Below are 17,039 nucleotides of genomic sequence, written 5' to 3' on the forward strand. Positions count from 1 at the left end.
GCCAACCCACGGTGCGCTGAGCCCGGCCACGGCCGGAGGGAGCCGATCACGTCTGACCCGATCATCACCGGCGGGAAGGATCGAGGAGTGCGTGATCATCCCACGTCCGACAGCCTCTCGGTGGCCGAGCTGGTCCGAAGGCCCGCCGTCGTCCAGATCTTTCGCTCGACGGCCGCCGCCACGCTCGCCTACGTCGCCGCCCTGGCGCTGAGCAGCGAGCCCGCTCCGCTCACCGCCCCCCTGACGGCGCTCCTCGTCGTCCAGGTGACCTTCTACTCCACGCTCACCACCGGCATCCGCCGGGTGAACTCCGTCGTCGCGGGCGTGCTGATCGCCATCGGATTCAGCGCGCTCATGGGCCTGAGCTGGTGGAGCCTCGGGCTGATCATCCTCGCGGCGCTGGTCGTGGGGCGCCTGGTGCGGGTCGGTGAGTTCGTCCCGGAGGTCGCCATCAGCGCCATGCTCGTGCTGGGCGTGACCCGGGTGGCGAGCACGGCGTGGGACCGGGTCCTGGAGACCCTGATCGGCGCGGTCGTCGGGCTTCTGTTCAACTTTGTGTTCGTGCCCCCCGTATGGGTGGGTCCGGCAGGTGAATCCATCGAGGACCTCGCCCGGCGCATGCGCCGTCTTCTCCTGCGCATCGGCGAGGAACCGAGCAGCCCCACGACCGTCGCGCGGGCCGCCGCCCGTCTCCACGAGGCACGCCGTCTCGACAACGACATCGCCGACGTGGACGCGGCACTGCGCCAGGCGGAGGACAGCCTCCGGCTCAATCCGCGGGTCAAGGAGGGGCTGCTGTACCGCGTGGTGCTGCGCACCGGGCTCGACACGCTGGAGATCTGCGCGGTGGTGCTGCGGGTGGTGGCCCGCACGATGACCGACCTCGCCAAGGCGCGCCGGGAGGAGGAACTGTTCCCTCCCGAGGAAGGCGCCGCACTGGAGGACCTTCTGAGCCATGTGGCCGACGCCCTGGTCAGCTTCGCGGTGCTGGTCACCACGGAGGTCAGCGAGAGCGCCGACGCGGCGGAGGCCAGACTCGCCGGTGAACTCGCGGCGGCCGCCACGGCCCGGGAGAAAGCGGCCCGGCTGCTGCTCGACGGCGTTCTGCGGAATCCGCGCCACTGGCAGTTGAAGGGAGCGCTGCTCACCGAGATCGACCGGATCCTGGACGAGCTCGACATGGAGCACCGCACCCGGCGCCTGATGGAGGAGCTGGACCATGCCACGCGCGAACAAGGGGAGCGGTATCCGCGGATCGCCGGCCTGCGCCGACGGAACCGCGACAGGCGACGGGGGCGGGCAGCGGCCCACTGACCGGGCGGGCCGCGGCACGGCGTGGGCGACAGCCGTTGTCTGCCGCCCGTGAGGCGTCGGCGTCCCCGCCAGCCGGGCGCGGGTCCCTCGAAGCCGTCGCCCTTTCGTTGCCCGCCCTGGAGGCGGACGGCGAGGCGGCGCCGAACGCCCCGCTGCAGGAGTGTGGCCGAGGGAACAACGGGTACCTGCCCTGCGTCCTGGCCCGCCGGGTCGGCGGGCCCGGTGGCGGTGGCGGAGGCGGCCTGCCAACGTCGACATGAAGGACGGACGTCGAGGAAGCGGGTGGACCCCATGGTGTCGGGAGTTGCCGGGCAACCCTCCGAGGACGGCGCCGCCGGAAATGAGCGCTTCGGCGTCGAGGTGCGCGGGGACTCCGGCACGGCCGTCCTCGCACTCACGGGGGAACTGGACCACGACACGGCCGAGCCGCTGAGACGGGCACTCGCCGACTGCGTGGAGGCCGCACCCGAGCGGATCGTGGTGGACTTCGGGGACCTGGAGTTCTGTGACTCCACCGGACTGAATGTGCTGCTGCGGGCGCGGCTGTCGGCGATCGAGGCGGGCTGCGGTCTTGAGCTCGCCGCGCTGCGGCCGCCGGTGGCGCGGATGTTCGACGTCACCGGGGCACACGCGGTGTTCACGGTGTACGCCAGTCTCGCCGAAGCGCTGGCGGACCGGCGGCCGACGTAGCGGAGGTACGGATGGGCGTGAGCCTCCGCGGGCAGGGGCAGACCCGCCGACTGGTGCTGTTCGGGACCAAGGGGGTGGTGAGCCGCTGCCGCGACTTCACCGAGGAGGCCCTGGCCGACTGGGGCTGGACACCCGCCGAGACCGAGCGGGACGCGGAGCTCGTCGAGGACGTGTTGCTGCTGGTGTCGGAGGTGGTCACCAATGCCTGTCTGCATGCGGGCGGGCCGACGGAGCTGGCCCTGAACCACAGTGATGACCGGCTGCGCATCGAGGTCGCGGACGGCAGCCCGCAGCGGCCGAGACCCCGGCCGCGGAAGGCCGTCTCACAGCCGGGAGGCCATGGGCTGATCGTGCTGGAGCGGCTGGCGCGGAGCTGGGGCTCTGAGCGCCGGGGCGACGGGAAGGCCGTCTGGTTCGAGGTCACGCCCCCGAAGCGGGCCTGAGGCCTTTCTTTTGGATCTTCTGAGCCCGTCGGCGACGGCCGTGTGCCGCAAAGGCTCTCCGACGGCTGGGGCCGGGTCCCGCGAGGGCCGGGGCAGGACGGTCGGGTCAGTGGTCGCCGGCCGGGGTGAGCCGGGCGGGCAGGCGCTGCTCGTTGATCCGGCCGGGGTGTCCGGCGCGGGTGCGCGTGTCACAGTGGGGGAAGCCGTCGGGACCGCGTGTCGGCGGCCTGACGGCATGCCGCTGTGAGAGACGACAGGGCGAGGTCAGCGATGGATGTGTCCGCCCGCACGCCCGATCCGGAGCAGCCCGATCCGGAGCAGCCCGGCCCCGAGCAGCCCGGTCCGGAGCGCGGCGGAGCCTTTCCGGAGCGCGTGGTTCCGCCGGAGCTGAGCGAAGAAGCGCTGAGGAAGTTGCTGGCCGGGCTGACGGCCGTACGGGACGGGGACCTCACCGCCCGGCTCCCCGACGACGCCAACGGGCTCCTCGGGGAGATCGCGGCCATCTACAACGGCATGGTGGACCAGCTCTCCCTGGTCACCTCCGAGGTCACCCGGCTGGCCCGGGAAGTGGGCGGTCAGGGTCTGCTCGGCGGCCACGCGCGCGAGCCGCGCGTCCCCGGGGTATGGCGTGAGCTCACCGACGGCGTCAACACCATGGCGGACAACCTGACCTCCCAGGTCCGCTCCATCGCCCAGGTCGCAACCGCCGTGGCCCGCGGAGACCTCACCCAGAAGATCAGGGTGGACGCGCGCGGCGAGATCCTGGAGCTCAAGGAGACCATCAACACGATGGTCGACCGGCTCTCCTCCTTCGCGGAGGAGGTCAGCCGCGTCGCCCGCGAGGTGGGAACGGACGGGAAACTGGGTGGTCAGGCCGCCGTCCAGGGTGTCTCGGGCACCTGGAAGGACCTCACGGACAACGTCAACTTCATGGCGGACAACCTCACCAACCAGGTCCGCAACATCGCCCAGGTGACCACCGCGGTGGCGCGGGGCGACCTGACGCGCAAGATCGACGTAGCCGCCCGCGGAGAGATCCTGGAACTCAAGACGACGATCAACACGATGGTGGATCAGCTGTCCTCCTTCGCCGCCGAGGTCACACGCGTGGCCCGGGAGGTCGGCAGCGAGGGCCGGCTGGGCGGCCAGGCAGAGGTGGAGGGCGTCTCCGGCACCTGGAAGCGGCTCACCGAGAACGTCAATGAACTGGCCGGCAATCTGACCCGGCAGGTCCGCGCCATCGCCGAGGTCACGAGCGCCGTTGCCGAGGGCGATCTCACCCGGTCCATCGCCGTCGAGGCACCCGGCGAGGTCGGCGACCTCAAGGACAACATCAACGCGATGGTGGAATCGCTGCGTGCGACGACCCGGGCCAATCAGGAACAGGACTGGCTCAAGACGCATGTGGCGCGTATGGCGAGCCTGATCCAGGGCACGCGCAGCCTCACCGCGGTCGCCGAACTGATCATGACCGAGGTGCCCCCGCTCGTCTCCGCCCAGTACGGCGGCTTCTTCCTGGCGCAGAACGAGGGCCAGGGACCCGAGCTGGTCATGATCGCCTCCTACGGCGCGCCCGACGACCCGGCCGAAGGGGCCCGTCGCTTCCGTTTCGGGCAGTCCCTCGTCGGTCAGGCGGCGCGGAGCCGTAACACCATCACGGTCGACGACCTCCCCGCGGGATACGCGACCATCGTCTCCGGAACGGGCCGGATGGACCCCAGCAACCTGATCGTGCTGCCCATCGTCGTCGAGGACCAGGTGCTCGGTGTCATCGAACTGGCCGCGCTGCGCCCGCTGACCGCCATCGACCGGGACTTCCTCGACCAGTTCATCGAGACGGTCGGTGTGAACCTCAGCTCGCTGATCGCCAATGTGCGCACCGACGAGCTCCTGGACCAGTCGCAGCGGCTGACCGCCGAACTGAGCACACGCTCCCGTGAGCTGCAGGCCCGTCAGGAGGAGCTCCAGCGCTCCAACGCCGAACTCAAGGAGAAGGCCGCGCTGCTGGCCGACCGCAACCGCGACATCGAACGCAAGAACCTCGAGATCGAGCAGGCCCGGCAGGAACTGGAGGCCCGCGCCCAGCAGCTGTCGCGCACCTCGATGTACAAGTCGGAGTTCCTGGCCAACATGAGCCATGAGCTGCGTACGCCCCTGAACAGCCTCCTCATCCTCGCCCAGTTGCTCGCCCAGAACCTCGAAGGCAATCTGACGCAGAAACAGGTCGACTACGCCGAAGTGATCCACTCCGCCGGATCCGACCTGCTGCAGCTGATCAACGACATCCTGGATCTGTCGAAGGTCGAGGCCGGAAAGATGGACGTCCATCCCGAGGCGTTCCCGCTCCGGCAGCTCCTGGATTACGTCGAGGCCACGTTCAGGCCCGTGGCCGCCGATCGCGATCTGGAGTTCCTGGTGGTCACGGCTCCGGGCGTCCCCGACGAACTCGTCACCGACGAGTCCCGGCTGCGGCAGGTGCTGCGCAATCTCCTGTCCAACGCGCTGAAGTTCACCGAAGAGGGAAGCGTCGAGCTCCGGGTGCGCGACGTGGAGGAGGACGAGCTGCCGCCCGCGCTGCGCGGCAGCGGACCGGTGGTCGCCTTCCAGGTCACGGACACCGGAATCGGCATCCCGCCCGACCGGCTGCGGAGCGTGTTCGGAGCGTTTCAGCAGGGCGACGGGACCACATCGCGCAGATACGGCGGGACCGGCCTCGGGCTGTCCATCAGCAGGGAGGTGGCACAGCTCCTCGGCGGCACCATCGTCGCCGAGAGCACGGTGGGCCGCGGTAGTTCGTTCACGCTCTGTCTGCCGGTGCGGGCCCCGGCACGACGCCCGCAGGACCGGCAAGGTGTCCGGTCGCTGCCGGACGGTGGCGCGAGCGCCGAGGAACCGGCCGCCGGCCACACGGTTCTGGTGGTCGACGACGACGCCCGGAACATCTTCGCGCTGACCCAGGTGCTGGAGCGTGAGGGCATGGAGGTGCTCCAGGCCGACAACGGCCGGGCGGGAATCGACCTTCTCACGGAGCACGGCGAAGTGGATCTCGTCGTGATGGACGTGATGATGGCCGGGATGGACGGCAACGCCACCATGGCCGCGATCAGGGAACTGCCCCGGTTCGCCGATGTACCGATCATCGCGGTGACCGCTAAGGCCATGCCGGGCGACCGTGCCAAGGCCCTCGCCTCCGGAGCCAACGACTACGTGGCCAAACCGGTCGACGCGGACCGTCTGATGGAGAGAATCCGCATGTGGCTGGCGCGCCGCGGCTGACCTCCGTGCCCAGCCGCCGCCCGGTCGTTCCTGCCCTGCGGGGTCGGTCCATGCCTGCGGGGCGGTTCAGCTGATGTGGATCGCGATCAGGCTGGTGTCGTCGTCCGTGTCACCCGTGGCCGCGCTCAGCAGACGGTCGGCCTGCTCCTCCGCCTCGCAGCCGCTCAGCTCCTCCGCCGCCCGGCGGAGCGTCTCCAGCCCTTCGTCCAGGGCGTCGTGGCGCCGCTCGATCAGCCCGTCCGTGTAGAGCAGGAGGGTGTCTCCCGGCATCAGCTGGGTGGTCGTCTCGTGGTAGGCCGCGGTCGGCACGGCACCCAGCAGGATGTTCCGGGGCGTGTCGATCAGCCGAGCCCTGCCCTCGCGCAGCAACAGCAGTGGCAGATGGCCGGCACTGGCCCAGCACAGGGTCCGGTCGGCGGGGTCGTAGAGCGCGCACACCGCGGTGGCCGTCGGGTGTCCCTGCGTGTGCACGGTGACCTCGTTGAGCCATTCCATGAGCCGGCCCGGCGTATGACCGGTGAAGGCCAGCCCCCGGAGCGCGTTGCGCAGCGCGACCATGCCGGTGGCCGAGTCGATGCCGTGCCCGGCGATGTCACCGACCGCGACCAGCACCTTGCCGTCCGGCAGCGGGAGCACGTCGTACCAGTCGCCGCCCACGCGGTACTCCTGGACCGCGGGCCGGTAACGCGCCGTCGCCTGGAGCCCCGGCAGCCGCTGAAGCGCGGGCATTTCGGGGACGATCGCATGCTGCAACTGGAGCGCCAGCTGGTGCCGCAGGGCTGCCTGCGCCTGTACGGCCGTGAGCTGGTCGAAGGTCGCGCTGAGCGCCGCCTCCGTGTGAAACCCGGTGGAGACGTCCTGGTAGACGCCGGTGATCCCGGTGAGAACACCCTCGTCCAGCAGGGGCTCAGCGGCGACGCGCACATGTCTGAGTCCGCCGTCGTCACGCGTGACGCGCACGACGGTGACCGCGCCCCTGCGCCGTTCGGTGAGGGCGCAGAGAAGGCCGTCGAACTCGCCCGCGTCCGCCGGGTGCACACGGACCCGCAGCTCGGCGAGGGGAATCGGCGCGGAGCCGGGGTCGACGCCCAGGATTCCGTACGCCCCCTCGCTCCAGGACGACGTGCCGGCGATCACGTCGTCCTCGAACGGTCCGACGCCCTGCAGATGTCCCACCGCGCGGGTGGCGGACAGGCGCCGGTCGCTGCTGGTGTGCCAGAGCACGACGGTCCGCCCGGGACCGACCGGCAGGACCCGCACGTCGAGAAGCGGGGCGGGAGCGCTCGGGGTGTTCTCGGATGGCAGCCTGGCCGCGCGCTGGAGCGATGTCCCCTCGTGCGCGCGCAGGGAGAGCAGCGCGAGCTCGGCATGATGCCGGGGGAAGGCCACTTCGAGCGGCTGCCCCATCGACTGATGGCCGCCGCCCAGGGTCTCGGAGGCGGGCGGGTTGAGGTACTCCACCGACAGTTTCCGGGTGTCCGGGTCGCGGGAGAGGACCATCGCCGGATGGGCCAGGGCGTCGAGCAGATCGTCGAGGAGCGGTGAGGGAGAGGGGGTGCTCTCCGTGCCGCTCAGTACCCTCGCCGCCACGTCGAGGAGATCGGTGAGGACGCGGCGGAGCGTGGCGTCGAGCTCCACCGGCCCCGGCCAGACGACCAGCGCCGCTCCGACGGTCGCGCCCTTGAGCCGCAGGGGCAGGAGAGCGCGGGCCGCATCGGTGCCGGGGCCGGGCAGGAGGACGTCCTCAGGAGGTCCCGAGGGCAGCCAGACGGGGGAGCCCTCGGTCAGGACCTGCCGCAACGGCGCGGGTGCGCCCGGCGGGATCCACTGCCAGCGCACCGCCTCCGCGGCGCTCACGCCCGCGTGTCCGGCGAGGCGCAGGCTCCCGGCCTCCGTCCGCCACAGCCACAGACTCTCCGCTCCCAGGGGCCGCAGGCCGCCTTCCAGCAGGGTGGCCGCGGCCCCGCCGACGGTGTCGTACCCCTCGGCCGCGGTGACGACACGGCGCATCCGACGGGCCTCGGCCCTGACGTCTCCGTCGCCCGGGGAAGCAGGTGCGGGTGTGACGGCCACTGATCCCGCCGCCGAGTTGACGATGTCCGCCGCCAGGTCCTCGGTGCTCACGCCGGTCGCGTCGGCGAGCCGCAGGAGATGCTCGGTCGCCTCGGCGGGCGACGTCCCGAGCTGGATCACCAGGATCCCGGTGGCCAGGTCGATCAGGTGCCGCCGCGTGAGCTGTGCCCGAAGGCTCGCGTTCTCGGCGGCCAGGCCCGCGACCGCCGCGGACAGCTCGTCGTGCCCCCCGCCCGAGCCGTCAGGCTGCGCAGGCATGATCACGACTACTCCCATCCCGAGCGCGCGACGTGCAGCGGGTGATCGCGTGCGCTGTGGATTCTACGCGGCGGAACCGTGCGGAGCATGTGCCCGAATGCCCGGTGAACGCTGTCCGGGGCGGGGCAGGGGGTACCCGGGTGGCGACCGGCACCCGCCCGGGGCAGGGTGGTGAGCACCGAGCCGTCTCCGACGGGAGGATGACCATGCCCCGCGGTTCAAGTCCCCGGCGTGAACGTCAGTACGAGCACATCAAGGAGAGCGCCGAGCAGCGCGGCGAGAGCACGCGGCGAGCGAAGGAGATCGCGGCCCGCACAGTGAACAAGGAACGCGCCCGCGCGGGCGAGTCCAAGACGGCCGGCAAGAGCTCCACACAGGACATGTCGTCGTCCCGGCGCGGTGGCCTGCGCTCCCACAGCGGGGCTCAGGGGCCGACCTACGAGCAGCTGTACGCCGAGGCGAAGCGCCGCAACATCCGCGGCCGGTCGTCCATGAACAAGGACGAGCTCAGGAGTTCGCTGGGCGACAGCTGACGCCGCTCGCCGCAGGCGCCGTGGACGGTGTCCGTGTCACGGTCCGCCCGGGGGCAGCGCGCCGAGGGCGGACCGCAGCGCGGCCCGGACGGACTTCTCGGGCGGCGGTCCGTCGACGCTGTCCACGATGCGCTGAGCGATGTCGCGCAGCTTGATGTTGGTGTGCTGGGAGACGTCGACCAGCACCTGCCACGCCTGCTCCGGGGTGCACGACGCGGTCGCCATGATGATCCCGCGAGCCAGGTCGATCACCGGGTGGCTGAGCAGGGCCCGCCGGAGCCCGTCCACCTCCTCGCGCAGCGCACGGGCTTCCGCCTCGGCGCCCACGCTGCCGCACCCGGTCCCGTCCGCTGCGGCCCACGCCGCGGCGGCGGAACCCACCGAGGCGTCCGGGGCCGGTCTTCCGTCCTGCGTACGCGCCATGTTCCCGCTCCTCCCCAGCAGCCGAACCGGTGCGATGTCCCGTGGTCTCCTCACGCTCCTGCCCGCGACGGGGCCCGGACAAGCCCGGGGGTTTCACGCCCGGAGACCGTGGAACCCCCAGGGCACGTTCCCCGCGTACGAGGGGAACGGAGGCGCCGGACAGTTGGGATCGTCAGCTGCCGGCGCCGCCTGCTGCCGCCTCACTGATCGCGGGCGCGGGTGGTGACCGTGAACAGGGCGCCGTCGGGATCGCGCAGGGTCGCCTGGGGCCCTTCGGGGGCGGTGTGCCGCTCCATGAGGAGACCGCCGTTGCGCAGGGCCGCCTCCACGGTGGCAGGCACGTCGCCGACGGGGAAGTGAACGTGCCAGCGCGGCCGGATCAGAGGATCGGGCGCCGCCCCTGAGGCACCGGAGCTCAGGCGCGCCAGGATGAGGCCCTCGCTGCGCAGCACGACCTCGTCCTCCTCGTAGCTGACCTCGCAGCCGCCCGGGCGGTCGGACGCCCATTCCAGCACCTCGCCGTAGAAGATGGCGGCGTCGAAGGCGTTGCGGGTCCTCAGGCGCAGCCAGGCGGGCGCGCTCTTGCGCCAGATGTGCCAATTGGGGATGAGCAGGCCCTCCCAGATGCCGAACACGGCGCCGTCCCGGTCCGAGGCCAGCGCACCGCGCCCCAGGGTGAACGAGAGCGGGCCCACGGCGACCGTGCCGCTGCGCTCCCGGATACGGGCAGCGGCCTCGTCCGTGTCGGTGACGGCGAAGTACGGAGTCCAGTCGACGGCCACCTGAAGCTGCGGCGCAAGCGCCCCGATGCCGGCGACCGGCGCTCCTTCGTAGACGGCGACGCTGAACTGCTCGCCCAGCCTGCCCCTGAGGAACCTCCAGCCCAGCACCGCGCCGTAGAAGTCCTGGGCTGCCCTCAGGTCCCTGGCCATGAGGCTGACCCAGCACGGCGCGCCGTGTACGGCCGCTGTCGACGTGGCGCTGTCGGCTCCGGCTGCTCTCGGTTCCTTGTCCATAACACTCGGTGTCCCGGTCGGATGAGCGCGGGCGGCGGGACGGTGGCCCGGGCCTCTCGGCTTGACGCAGCTCATCTTCCCCCCGGGCCGCCGTCCTCGCGAGCGGCGGGCAGGGCGCGCCCCGCCCGCCGCTCGCGATTCCACCGACCGGCCCGAGAATCCTGGCTATGACCGGCCGATGTTCTCCACGAGGCATGACTCGCCGGTCTCGCCGCTGCTGTACGCGCTCTGCCGGGCGCCGAGCGGCAGCTGGTCGCGTCGGCCCTCGGGCCCGCCGCGCCACGCTTTCCTCGTTTCCCGTCAGCCGGTGCCTTTGTCCCCATGCATACACCTGACTTCGGAGCGTTTGACCGACGAATGCAGGGGCAGGCGAATTCTGTGCTTCGGACCGGAGGCACGTCCGTGGGACATGCACGGCGCGCCCCATTGCGGCTGCGTGTGCATCGGCATTCCTGCGGTGGAAACCATCCGTTCCGCACCGTTGAGGAAGTGGCGGCGCATCATGCGCACACATGCCGGCAGGAAGCACCCGCACGACGACGCCCCCGACACCGCAGCCGCGTTCCAGCGGCTCGCAAAACTGCCCCACGGAGCCGAGCGCGACGCCGTACGCGGCGAGTTGGTGAGGGCCTGGCTGCCGATGGCGGAGCGCATAGCAGGCCGGTTCAGAAACCGCGGCGAGAGCGTCGACGACCTGTGCCAGGTCGCGGCGCTCGGCCTGGTGAAGGCCGTGGACCGCTACGACCCCGAGCGGGGAAGTCCCTTCGCCGGCTTTGCCGTGCCCACCATCACCGGCGAGGTCAAACGGCACTTCCGCGACCACATGTGGAGCGTGCACGTCCCGCGCCGGGTCCAGGACCACCGCAATCGCGTACGCGTGGCCCGGCGCGAACTCCTCCAGACAGTCTCGGGGAGGGCTCCGACCCTCATCGAGATCGCCGCCCAGGCGGGGCTCACGGAAGAGGAGGCCAGAGCCGGACTGGAGGCCGCCGACTCCTTCACCGCGCTCTCCCTGGACGCCGAACTACCGGGCAGTGACGGTGGCCGCACCATGACGGACGCCATGGGAGCACCGGATCCGGCGCTCGACCTCGTCATCGACCGTGAGGCCGTCAAGCCCCGGCTGCGCCGCTTACCGGAGCGGGAGCGGAAAATCCTCTACATGCGGTTCTTCCGCGACATGACACAGAGCAGAATCGCGGAGGATCTGGGAATCTCCCAGATGCATGTTTCGCGGCTGATCAGCAGCTCATGCGCACGAATTCGGCGCGAGATCATGCAGGATGCCGCCCAGGGCCCTTCTTTCGGATCAGGCCGGATCCAGGAGAGAGATCCCAGGACATACGAATGACCACAGGAGGTCCGGCGTCATGGAGAGAGCGGAAGACGACAGGGATCACGGCCGGGACGAGACGCCGGAGGAGAGAGCCGACAGACGCTGGAACGAACTCCTGCAGGAATTGCGCGTCGCACAGACCGGCGTCCAGATTCTCTTCGGTTTTCTGCTCGCGGTCGCATTCCAGCCCCGATTCGCCGAACTGTCCACCACCGACCGCAACATCTATCTGGTCACGGTGATGCTGGGAGCCGCGACAACGGGTGCGCTCATCGGGCCCGTGTCGTTCCACCGGCTCCTCACCGGGCGCAAGCTCAAACCCGAGACGGTCCGTTGGGCCTCCCATCTCACCGTCGTCGGGCTGGTTCTGCTGCTCTGCACCATGGCGTCGACGCTGCTGCTCATCCTGCGGCTGGTCCTGGACGACACGCTCGCGCTGTGGCTCGTCGCCGGGATGATGGCCTGGTTCCTCGCCTGCTGGCTCGCGCTGCCGCTGTGGGCCCGTGCTCGCTACGCCACCGAGTTCGTCGACCAGCAAGGAGAAACCACGCAGAAGTGACCACCGGGCAGGGAGCGCCGGGCAGGGGCCGCTGCGGGCGGCGTCGGACGGCGGGACGGGGGAGCCCGCGAGACGCCGCCGACGGCCTGGGCCGCCGCGATCACCGGATTCGCGACGAGGGCCGAAAGGATGGTGACACGGGTTGTCCCGTCCTGATTCGCTGCGATTCTTTTCCGTCACCGTCAGTACGCGGACACCCGGGACGTCACATCTGCCCCTATGCGTCCGTGACATGCTTGGCTTCGTCCCCTTGGACGCCCTTCGGCGGAGCGCCGACCCCCAGCCGAACGTCCTGAACGCCGGTCGTGGTGACGCGAGTCAAGGACGTGAGGGGTGGGGCGGGTGCACATCAAGCGGAGCGTGACGGTACTGTGCGCGCACCGCCAGATGGGTGGCGCGCAACCGTGGAGGAACGAGTGACAACTAACAACAGATCGTGGCGGCGTGCAGGCGCCTTCACAGCGGTCGTGACGGCCGGTGTGTTCGGCGTCGGCCTGGCGGCCGGAACGGCTCAGGCGCACACCCCGGAGTGGAAGGTGACCTGTACAGACGTCAGCGTCGACCTCACGGACTACAGCACCAAGGACGACAACACCGTGACCGTCACGGTGGACGGCAAAGACCTGCTGCCCGCCGAGACGTTCAAGGGGAGCTTCCACAAGAAGCTCGAGCTCCCCAAGCACGACAAGGAGCTCACCCTCCACCTCATCGTGAAGGCGGGCGACAACGACAAGTTCTCGCGCGACCTCACCGAGAAGGCGCCGGTGTGCGAGAACAACACGCCGGCCCCGAGCCCGTCCGGGCCGCCGAGTGACACTCCCAAGCCGAGTGACACTCCGAGCGACACGCCGAGCACGGCCACCGAGGTGCCGCCGGCGTCGACGCCGAGCAACCCCGGTGACCTCGCCGAGACCGGCTCCTCCAGCTCCACCCCGCTGATCGCCGGCGCTGCCGCCGTCGTCATCGTCGCGGGTGGCGGCATCATGTGGGCCGCGCGCAAGCGGCGCAGCGCGCAGCACTGACCCCGGCACGCCGCCGCGGCTCGAACCGCGGTATGACGCCGCAGAGGTGCACAGGAAGGGGCGGGCCGTCCTCGACGGCCCGCCCTTTCCTGCGTTCTTCGTCAGGCAGCGGCCGGCGTGTAGTGGGCGGCCTCGTCGCCCTCGACGACCCGGCTGGGGCTGCCGTCGACGCCGACCGGGACATCGCCGGCCACCGTCACCCGGTGCAGGAGGCGCGGCAGGTCGCCGTAGTCGTCGGGCGCGTAGTGCTGGGTGCTGCGGTTGTCGAAGAGGACCAGGTCGCCGGGTGCCCAGGTCCAGCGGACCACGTTCTCCGGACGGGTCACGTACGACTGGAGGATCCGCAGGATGTCGCGGGACTCGGACGGGGACAGGCCCACCAGGCTCTGCGCGAAGCCCCCGATGAACAGACCGCGTTCGCCCGACTCGGGGTGGACGCGCACCACCGGGTGTTCGGTGCGGTACTTCGTGGACACGAACCGCCTGCGGTGCTCGGCCGCCTTCTCGCTCGTGGGCTCGGCGTAGTCGTAGGCGTTGGTGTGCACCGCCCACAGTTTGTCCGCGAGCTCCCGCAGCGGTTCGGGCAGATCCCGGTAGGCGGCAGCCGAGTTCGCGATCAGGGTGTTGCCGCCGTAGGGCGGGACGACGAGGCTGCGCAGCGTCGACGCCTTGGGCGGCGTCCGCAGGAACGTGACATCCGTGTGCCACTGGTTGGCGCGGATGCCCTCGTCGCCGTCGACGGGCAGAATGTGCGGCTGGCCCTCGGCGGACGGCACTGTCGGGTGGGCGGTGGTCAGCTCGCCGAAGAGCGAGGCGAAACGTATCTGGGCCGCGTCGTCGAGCTCCTGGCCGCGGAAGAAGAGCGCCTTGTGCTCCACGAGTGCCGCGTTGATCTCGGTGACGATGGCAGGGTCGAGGTCGGCGGAGATGTCGACGCCGAGGATCTCGGCGCCGATCCGGCCGCCGATCCGGCCGCCGATCCGGCGGATGTCGAAACCGGTGCTGGTCATGAGGAACTGCCTTTCTCTGTGCGGTGGTACGGATACGGGACGCGACGTGTTCAGTGGGTGGGGGCCATACGGCCCGCCGGGCGCTTCAGGCCGTAGTGTTCGCGCAGCGTCCGGCCGTCGTACTCGGTGCGGAACAGCCCCCGTTGGCGGAGCAGCGGCACGACCTGGTCCACGAAGTCCTCCAGCCCGCCCGGCAGATACGGCGGCATGATGTTGAAGCCGTCCGCCGCGCCCCCGGTGAACCACTCCTCCAGCTGGTCGGCGATCTGCTCGGCGGTACCGGCGACGACGCGATGGCCGCGCCCGCCGCCGAGGCGGGCGATCAGCTGGCGGATGGTGAGCTCCTCACGCCGGGCGAGCTCCGCGACGAGGGTGAACCGGGACTTGTTGCCGTTGATGTCCCGCTCCTCGGGGAGCTCGGGCAACGGGCCGTCGAGCGGCAGTCCGCTCAGGTCCGTTCCGAGCATCCCGGACAGCTGCTGAAGCCCGTACTGCGGCACCTGGAGGCCGGTGAGCTCGTCCTCCAGCGCCAGTGCCTCGGCCTCGGTCGCGCCGATGATGGGGCAGATACCGGGAAGGATCTTCAGCTCGTCGGGCTGTCGGCCGTACTTGGCGAGGCGAGACTTGAGGTCCTTGTAGAAGGTCTGGCCGTCGGCGAGGGTCTGCTGGGCCGTGAAGACCGCCTCCGCGTACCGGGCCGCGAACTCCTTGCCGTCCTCGGAGGATCCGGCCTGTACCAGCAGCGGGTGACCCTGCGGGGAGCGCTGCACATTCAGCGGCCCGTCCACCCGGAAGTGGGTGCCGCGGTGCCCGATGGCCTGAACGGCCCCTTCCTCGGAGTAGACACCGCGCTCGCGGTCGATGACCGGGGCGTCGTCGCGCCAGCTGTCCCACAGCTGCCTGGTCACATCGAGGAACTCGGCTGCCCGCTCGTAGCGCAGCGCGTGCTCCAGGTGGTCTTCCCGGCCGAAGTTCCTGGCCTCGGCCACATTCCCGGAGGTGACGATGTTCCAGCCGGCGCGCCCGCCGCTGATGTGGTCCAGCGAGGCGAACTTGCGTGCCACGTGGAAGGGCTCGTTGAAAGTGGTGGAGACGGTGGCGATCAGGCCGATGTGCTCGGTGGCCACGGCCAGCGCGGAGAGCAGGGTGAGCGGCTCGAACCCTCCGACGGCGTTGTAGCGGGCGTTGCCCCACAGCGCGACGCCGTCCGCGAGGAAGAGCGAGTCGAGCCTGCCGCGTTCGGCGATGCGGGCCAGCTCCTGGAAGTAGGCGAGATCGGTGATGCGCTCCGGCTGGGTGCGCGGATGACGCCAGGCCGCGTCGTGATGGCCCGCGTTCATCAGAAAGGCGTTGAGATGGAACTGGCGCGGAGTGTCGGCGGACATGGTGGGATCCTCAGCTTCCGGTCAGGGTGCGCCAGGACGTGAAGCGGCGTTCCAGCGCGACGAGCAACTGGTTGAACGCCACTCCGATGGCGGAGATGGTGATGATCCCGGCGTACATCTCGGGGATCGCGAAGTTGAACTGCGAGGCGTTGACGAGATAGCCGAGCCCGGCCTTGGCGCCCACCATCTCGGCGGCGACGAGCACCAGGATCGCCACCGCGCCGGCCAGCCGGATGCCGGTGAAGACCGTCGGCACGGAGGCGGGCAGGATCACCTTCTGGAAGATCCTCGGCGCGGGCAGGTCCATCGACCGCGCCAGCCTCAGCAGGGTCGGATCGACGCTGCGCACGGCGCTGATGGTGTTCAGCAGGATCGGCCAGGTGCAGGCGTACAGCACGATGGAGATCTTCGAGGTCTCCCCGATGCCCAGCAGCAGGACGAAGACGGGCAGCAGCGCGAGCGCGGCGGTGTTGCGGAAGACTTCGAGCAACGGCCCGAGCAGATCCGCGAGAGGCCGGTACCAGCCGATGAGCAGGCCCAGTGGTACCGCGATGACGACCGCGAGCCCGAATCCGGTGAGCGAGCGGCCGAGGCTCGCCTGGGTGTGTTCGGCGAGCTGCCCGTCGACGAGCAAATGCCACCAGGCGACGGCCACTTCGGAGAACGGCGGCAGGAAGGTTCGGTCGACCAGGTTCAGCCGGGGCGCGCTCTCCCACACGGCCAGCAGCACCGCAATCGCCACGGTGCGGGTGAACACGGCCAGCAGAATCCGGCCGGTGTGCCGCAGCGGGTTCGGCAACGCCCGGCGCGGGCGCGCGAGTACCGGATCCGTGCGCTGTACGGCAGCGCCCGCCTCGACGGGAGGCGCGAGTGCCTTCTCGGTGGTGATGCTCATGGCGTTGCGGCCTCCCTCTCCTCTTGCTGGGCCCGGCTGACCTCGTCGCGCAGCAGGCTCCAGATCCGGTGGCGGTGGTGCGCGAATTCCTTGCTGGAGCGCGGATCGGCGTCCGCGCCGCGGTCGCCGAGGTCGATCGGCACGACCTCCTTGATGCGGCCGGGCCGGGACGTCAGCACAGCCACCCGTTGCCCCAGGTGGACCGCTTCGTCGATCCCGTGCGTGATGAACACGATCGTCTTGCCCGTCCGCTGCCAGATCCGCAGCAGCTCGTCCTGGAGGGATTCGCGTGTCTGCGCGTCGAGCGCCGCGAACGGCTCGTCCATGAGCAGTACGTCGGGGTCGTACGCGAGGCTCCGGGCGATCGCGACCCGCTGGCGCATGCCCCCGGACAGCTCGTGCGGATGCCGGTCCTCGAAGCCGGTGAGTCCGACGAGGGCCAGAAACTCCCTGGCCCGCTCGGCGCGTTCGCGGCGTGGCACCCGGGTCGCTTCGAGGCCGAACTCCACATTTCCCAGGGCGGTGCGCCAGGGGAGAAGGGCGTACTGCTGGAAGACGATGCCCCGGTCCAGGCCCGGCCCCTCGACGGGCTTCCCGTCCAGCAGGATGTCGCCCGCCGTGGGCCGGGAGAGACCGCCGAGGAGGTCGAGGAGGGTCGACTTCCCGCAGCCGCTCGGGCCGACGACGACCACGAACTCACCGGCGGCGATGTCGAGATCGATGCCGTCCAGCGCGACGACGGGATCCTGCCCTCCGCGTACGGGGAACGTCTTGCGGACGTTCCGGAAGCTGATTTTCCAGGTCAT

At 70.5% G+C, this 17,039-nt stretch carries 15 protein-coding genes; 8 read left to right on the forward strand and 7 right to left on the reverse strand.

Annotated features, from left to right (window positions below; all coding sequences use genetic code 11):
• Positions 1–87: 87 nt before the first annotated feature.
• From OG293_RS33635 to OG293_RS33650, 4 genes are all read left to right on the forward strand, one after another.
• The gene (locus OG293_RS33635) at positions 88–1,314 is read left to right on the forward strand and encodes an FUSC family protein (protein WP_406002510.1); all 1,227 of its coding nucleotides are present in this window, start codon (positions 88–90) and stop codon (positions 1,312–1,314) included.
• Between the two features lie 291 nt (positions 1,315–1,605).
• Positions 1,606–2,004: an STAS domain-containing protein gene (locus OG293_RS33640; protein ID WP_406003796.1), complete on the forward strand. Its 399-nt coding sequence runs from the start codon at positions 1,606–1,608 to the stop codon at positions 2,002–2,004.
• An 11-nt stretch (positions 2,005–2,015) separates the two neighbouring features.
• Complete coding sequence (locus tag OG293_RS33645; RefSeq protein WP_406002511.1) at positions 2,016–2,447, forward strand: ATP-binding protein; 432 nt, start codon at positions 2,016–2,018, stop codon at positions 2,445–2,447.
• A 270-nt stretch (positions 2,448–2,717) separates the two neighbouring features.
• Complete coding sequence (locus OG293_RS33650; protein WP_406002512.1) at positions 2,718–5,723, forward strand: HAMP domain-containing protein; 3,006 nt, start codon at positions 2,718–2,720, stop codon at positions 5,721–5,723.
• 66 nt (positions 5,724–5,789) lie between these two features.
• On the opposite strand, the gene OG293_RS33655 is transcribed toward OG293_RS33650, so the two are convergent.
• Complete coding sequence (locus OG293_RS33655; RefSeq protein ID WP_406002513.1) at positions 5,790–8,054, reverse strand: SpoIIE family protein phosphatase; 2,265 nt, start codon at positions 8,052–8,054, stop codon at positions 5,790–5,792.
• 206 nt (positions 8,055–8,260) lie between these two features.
• Between OG293_RS33655 and OG293_RS33660 the strand changes: the two genes are divergently transcribed.
• Positions 8,261–8,587, forward strand: coding sequence for a plasmid stabilization protein (locus tag OG293_RS33660; RefSeq protein ID WP_406002514.1), 327 nt, complete (start codon positions 8,261–8,263; stop codon positions 8,585–8,587).
• Between the two features lie 36 nt (positions 8,588–8,623).
• Here OG293_RS33660 and OG293_RS33665 read toward each other — a convergent pair whose 3' ends face one another.
• The gene (locus OG293_RS33665; RefSeq protein ID WP_406002515.1) at positions 8,624–9,010 is read right to left on the reverse strand and encodes an ANTAR domain-containing protein; all 387 of its coding nucleotides are present in this window, start codon (positions 9,008–9,010) and stop codon (positions 8,624–8,626) included.
• A gap of 200 nt (positions 9,011–9,210) precedes the next feature.
• Positions 9,211–10,026, reverse strand: coding sequence for a VOC family protein (locus tag OG293_RS33670; protein ID WP_406002516.1), 816 nt, complete (start codon positions 10,024–10,026; stop codon positions 9,211–9,213).
• A gap of 502 nt (positions 10,027–10,528) precedes the next feature.
• Between OG293_RS33670 and OG293_RS33675 the strand changes: the two genes are divergently transcribed.
• The 3 genes from OG293_RS33675 to OG293_RS33685 all read left to right on the forward strand — a co-directional run bounded on the left by OG293_RS33675 (position 10,529) and on the right by OG293_RS33685 (position 12,943).
• Positions 10,529–11,377: a SigB/SigF/SigG family RNA polymerase sigma factor gene (locus OG293_RS33675; protein ID WP_406002517.1), complete on the forward strand. Its 849-nt coding sequence runs from the start codon at positions 10,529–10,531 to the stop codon at positions 11,375–11,377.
• Between the two features lie 19 nt (positions 11,378–11,396).
• Entirely contained in the window at positions 11,397–11,921 is a 525-nt protein-coding gene (locus OG293_RS33680; RefSeq protein ID WP_406002518.1) for a DUF6328 family protein, read from the forward strand.
• A 416-nt stretch (positions 11,922–12,337) separates the two neighbouring features.
• Positions 12,338–12,943, forward strand: a complete 606-nt coding sequence (locus tag OG293_RS33685) for an LAETG motif-containing sortase-dependent surface protein (RefSeq protein ID WP_406002519.1) — start codon at positions 12,338–12,340, stop codon at positions 12,941–12,943.
• Positions 12,944–13,044: 101 nt separating this feature from the next.
• Here OG293_RS33685 and OG293_RS33690 read toward each other — a convergent pair whose 3' ends face one another.
• Genes OG293_RS33690 through OG293_RS33705 form a run of 4 tightly spaced genes read right to left on the reverse strand, consistent with a single transcriptional unit; the run spans position 13,045 to position 17,039 of the window.
• Positions 13,045–13,953, reverse strand: coding sequence for a TauD/TfdA dioxygenase family protein (locus tag OG293_RS33690; RefSeq protein ID WP_406002520.1), 909 nt, complete (start codon positions 13,951–13,953; stop codon positions 13,045–13,047).
• Positions 13,954–14,003: 50 nt separating this feature from the next.
• Positions 14,004–15,338: an LLM class flavin-dependent oxidoreductase gene (locus OG293_RS33695; RefSeq protein ID WP_406002521.1), complete on the reverse strand. Its 1,335-nt coding sequence runs from the start codon at positions 15,336–15,338 to the stop codon at positions 14,004–14,006.
• Positions 15,339–15,348: 10 nt separating this feature from the next.
• Complete coding sequence (locus OG293_RS33700; RefSeq protein ID WP_406002522.1) at positions 15,349–16,233, reverse strand: ABC transporter permease; 885 nt, start codon at positions 16,231–16,233, stop codon at positions 15,349–15,351.
• The gene (locus OG293_RS33705) at positions 16,230–17,039 is read right to left on the reverse strand and encodes an ABC transporter ATP-binding protein (protein ID WP_406002523.1); all 810 of its coding nucleotides are present in this window, start codon (positions 17,037–17,039) and stop codon (positions 16,230–16,232) included. The genes OG293_RS33700 and OG293_RS33705 overlap by 4 nt, the downstream gene beginning before the upstream one ends.

Source organism: Streptomyces sp. NBC_00829, assembly GCF_045161795.1.
In the GTDB taxonomy this organism is placed as follows: Bacteria; Actinomycetota; Actinomycetes; order Streptomycetales; family Streptomycetaceae; genus Streptomyces.

What these genes read in the sequence shown, in the direction of transcription:
- OG293_RS33660 (WP_406002514.1), top strand. Translation starts at nt 8,261, where the DNA reads ATGCCCCGCGGTTCAAGTCCCCGGCGTGAACGTCAGTACGAGCACATC.
- OG293_RS33665 (WP_406002515.1), bottom strand. Translation starts at nt 9,010, where the DNA reads ATGGCGCGTACGCAGGACGGAAGACCGGCCCCGGACGCCTCGGTGGGT.
- OG293_RS33700 (WP_406002522.1), bottom strand. Translation starts at nt 16,233, where the DNA reads ATGAGCATCACCACCGAGAAGGCACTCGCGCCTCCCGTCGAGGCGGGC.
- OG293_RS33655 (WP_406002513.1), bottom strand. Translation starts at nt 8,054, where the DNA reads ATGCCTGCGCAGCCTGACGGCTCGGGCGGGGGGCACGACGAGCTGTCC.
- OG293_RS33650 (WP_406002512.1), top strand. Translation starts at nt 2,718, where the DNA reads ATGGATGTGTCCGCCCGCACGCCCGATCCGGAGCAGCCCGATCCGGAG.
- OG293_RS33640 (WP_406003796.1), top strand. Translation starts at nt 1,606, where the DNA reads ATGGTGTCGGGAGTTGCCGGGCAACCCTCCGAGGACGGCGCCGCCGGA.
- OG293_RS33695 (WP_406002521.1), bottom strand. Translation starts at nt 15,338, where the DNA reads ATGTCCGCCGACACTCCGCGCCAGTTCCATCTCAACGCCTTTCTGATG.
- OG293_RS33705 (WP_406002523.1), bottom strand. Translation starts at nt 17,039, where the DNA reads ATGACCTGGAAAATCAGCTTCCGGAACGTCCGCAAGACGTTCCCCGTA.
- OG293_RS33675 (WP_406002517.1), top strand. Translation starts at nt 10,529, where the DNA reads ATGCGCACACATGCCGGCAGGAAGCACCCGCACGACGACGCCCCCGAC.
- OG293_RS33680 (WP_406002518.1), top strand. Translation starts at nt 11,397, where the DNA reads ATGGAGAGAGCGGAAGACGACAGGGATCACGGCCGGGACGAGACGCCG.
- OG293_RS33690 (WP_406002520.1), bottom strand. Translation starts at nt 13,953, where the DNA reads ATGACCAGCACCGGTTTCGACATCCGCCGGATCGGCGGCCGGATCGGC.
- OG293_RS33670 (WP_406002516.1), bottom strand. Translation starts at nt 10,026, where the DNA reads ATGGACAAGGAACCGAGAGCAGCCGGAGCCGACAGCGCCACGTCGACA.
- OG293_RS33645 (WP_406002511.1), top strand. Translation starts at nt 2,016, where the DNA reads ATGGGCGTGAGCCTCCGCGGGCAGGGGCAGACCCGCCGACTGGTGCTG.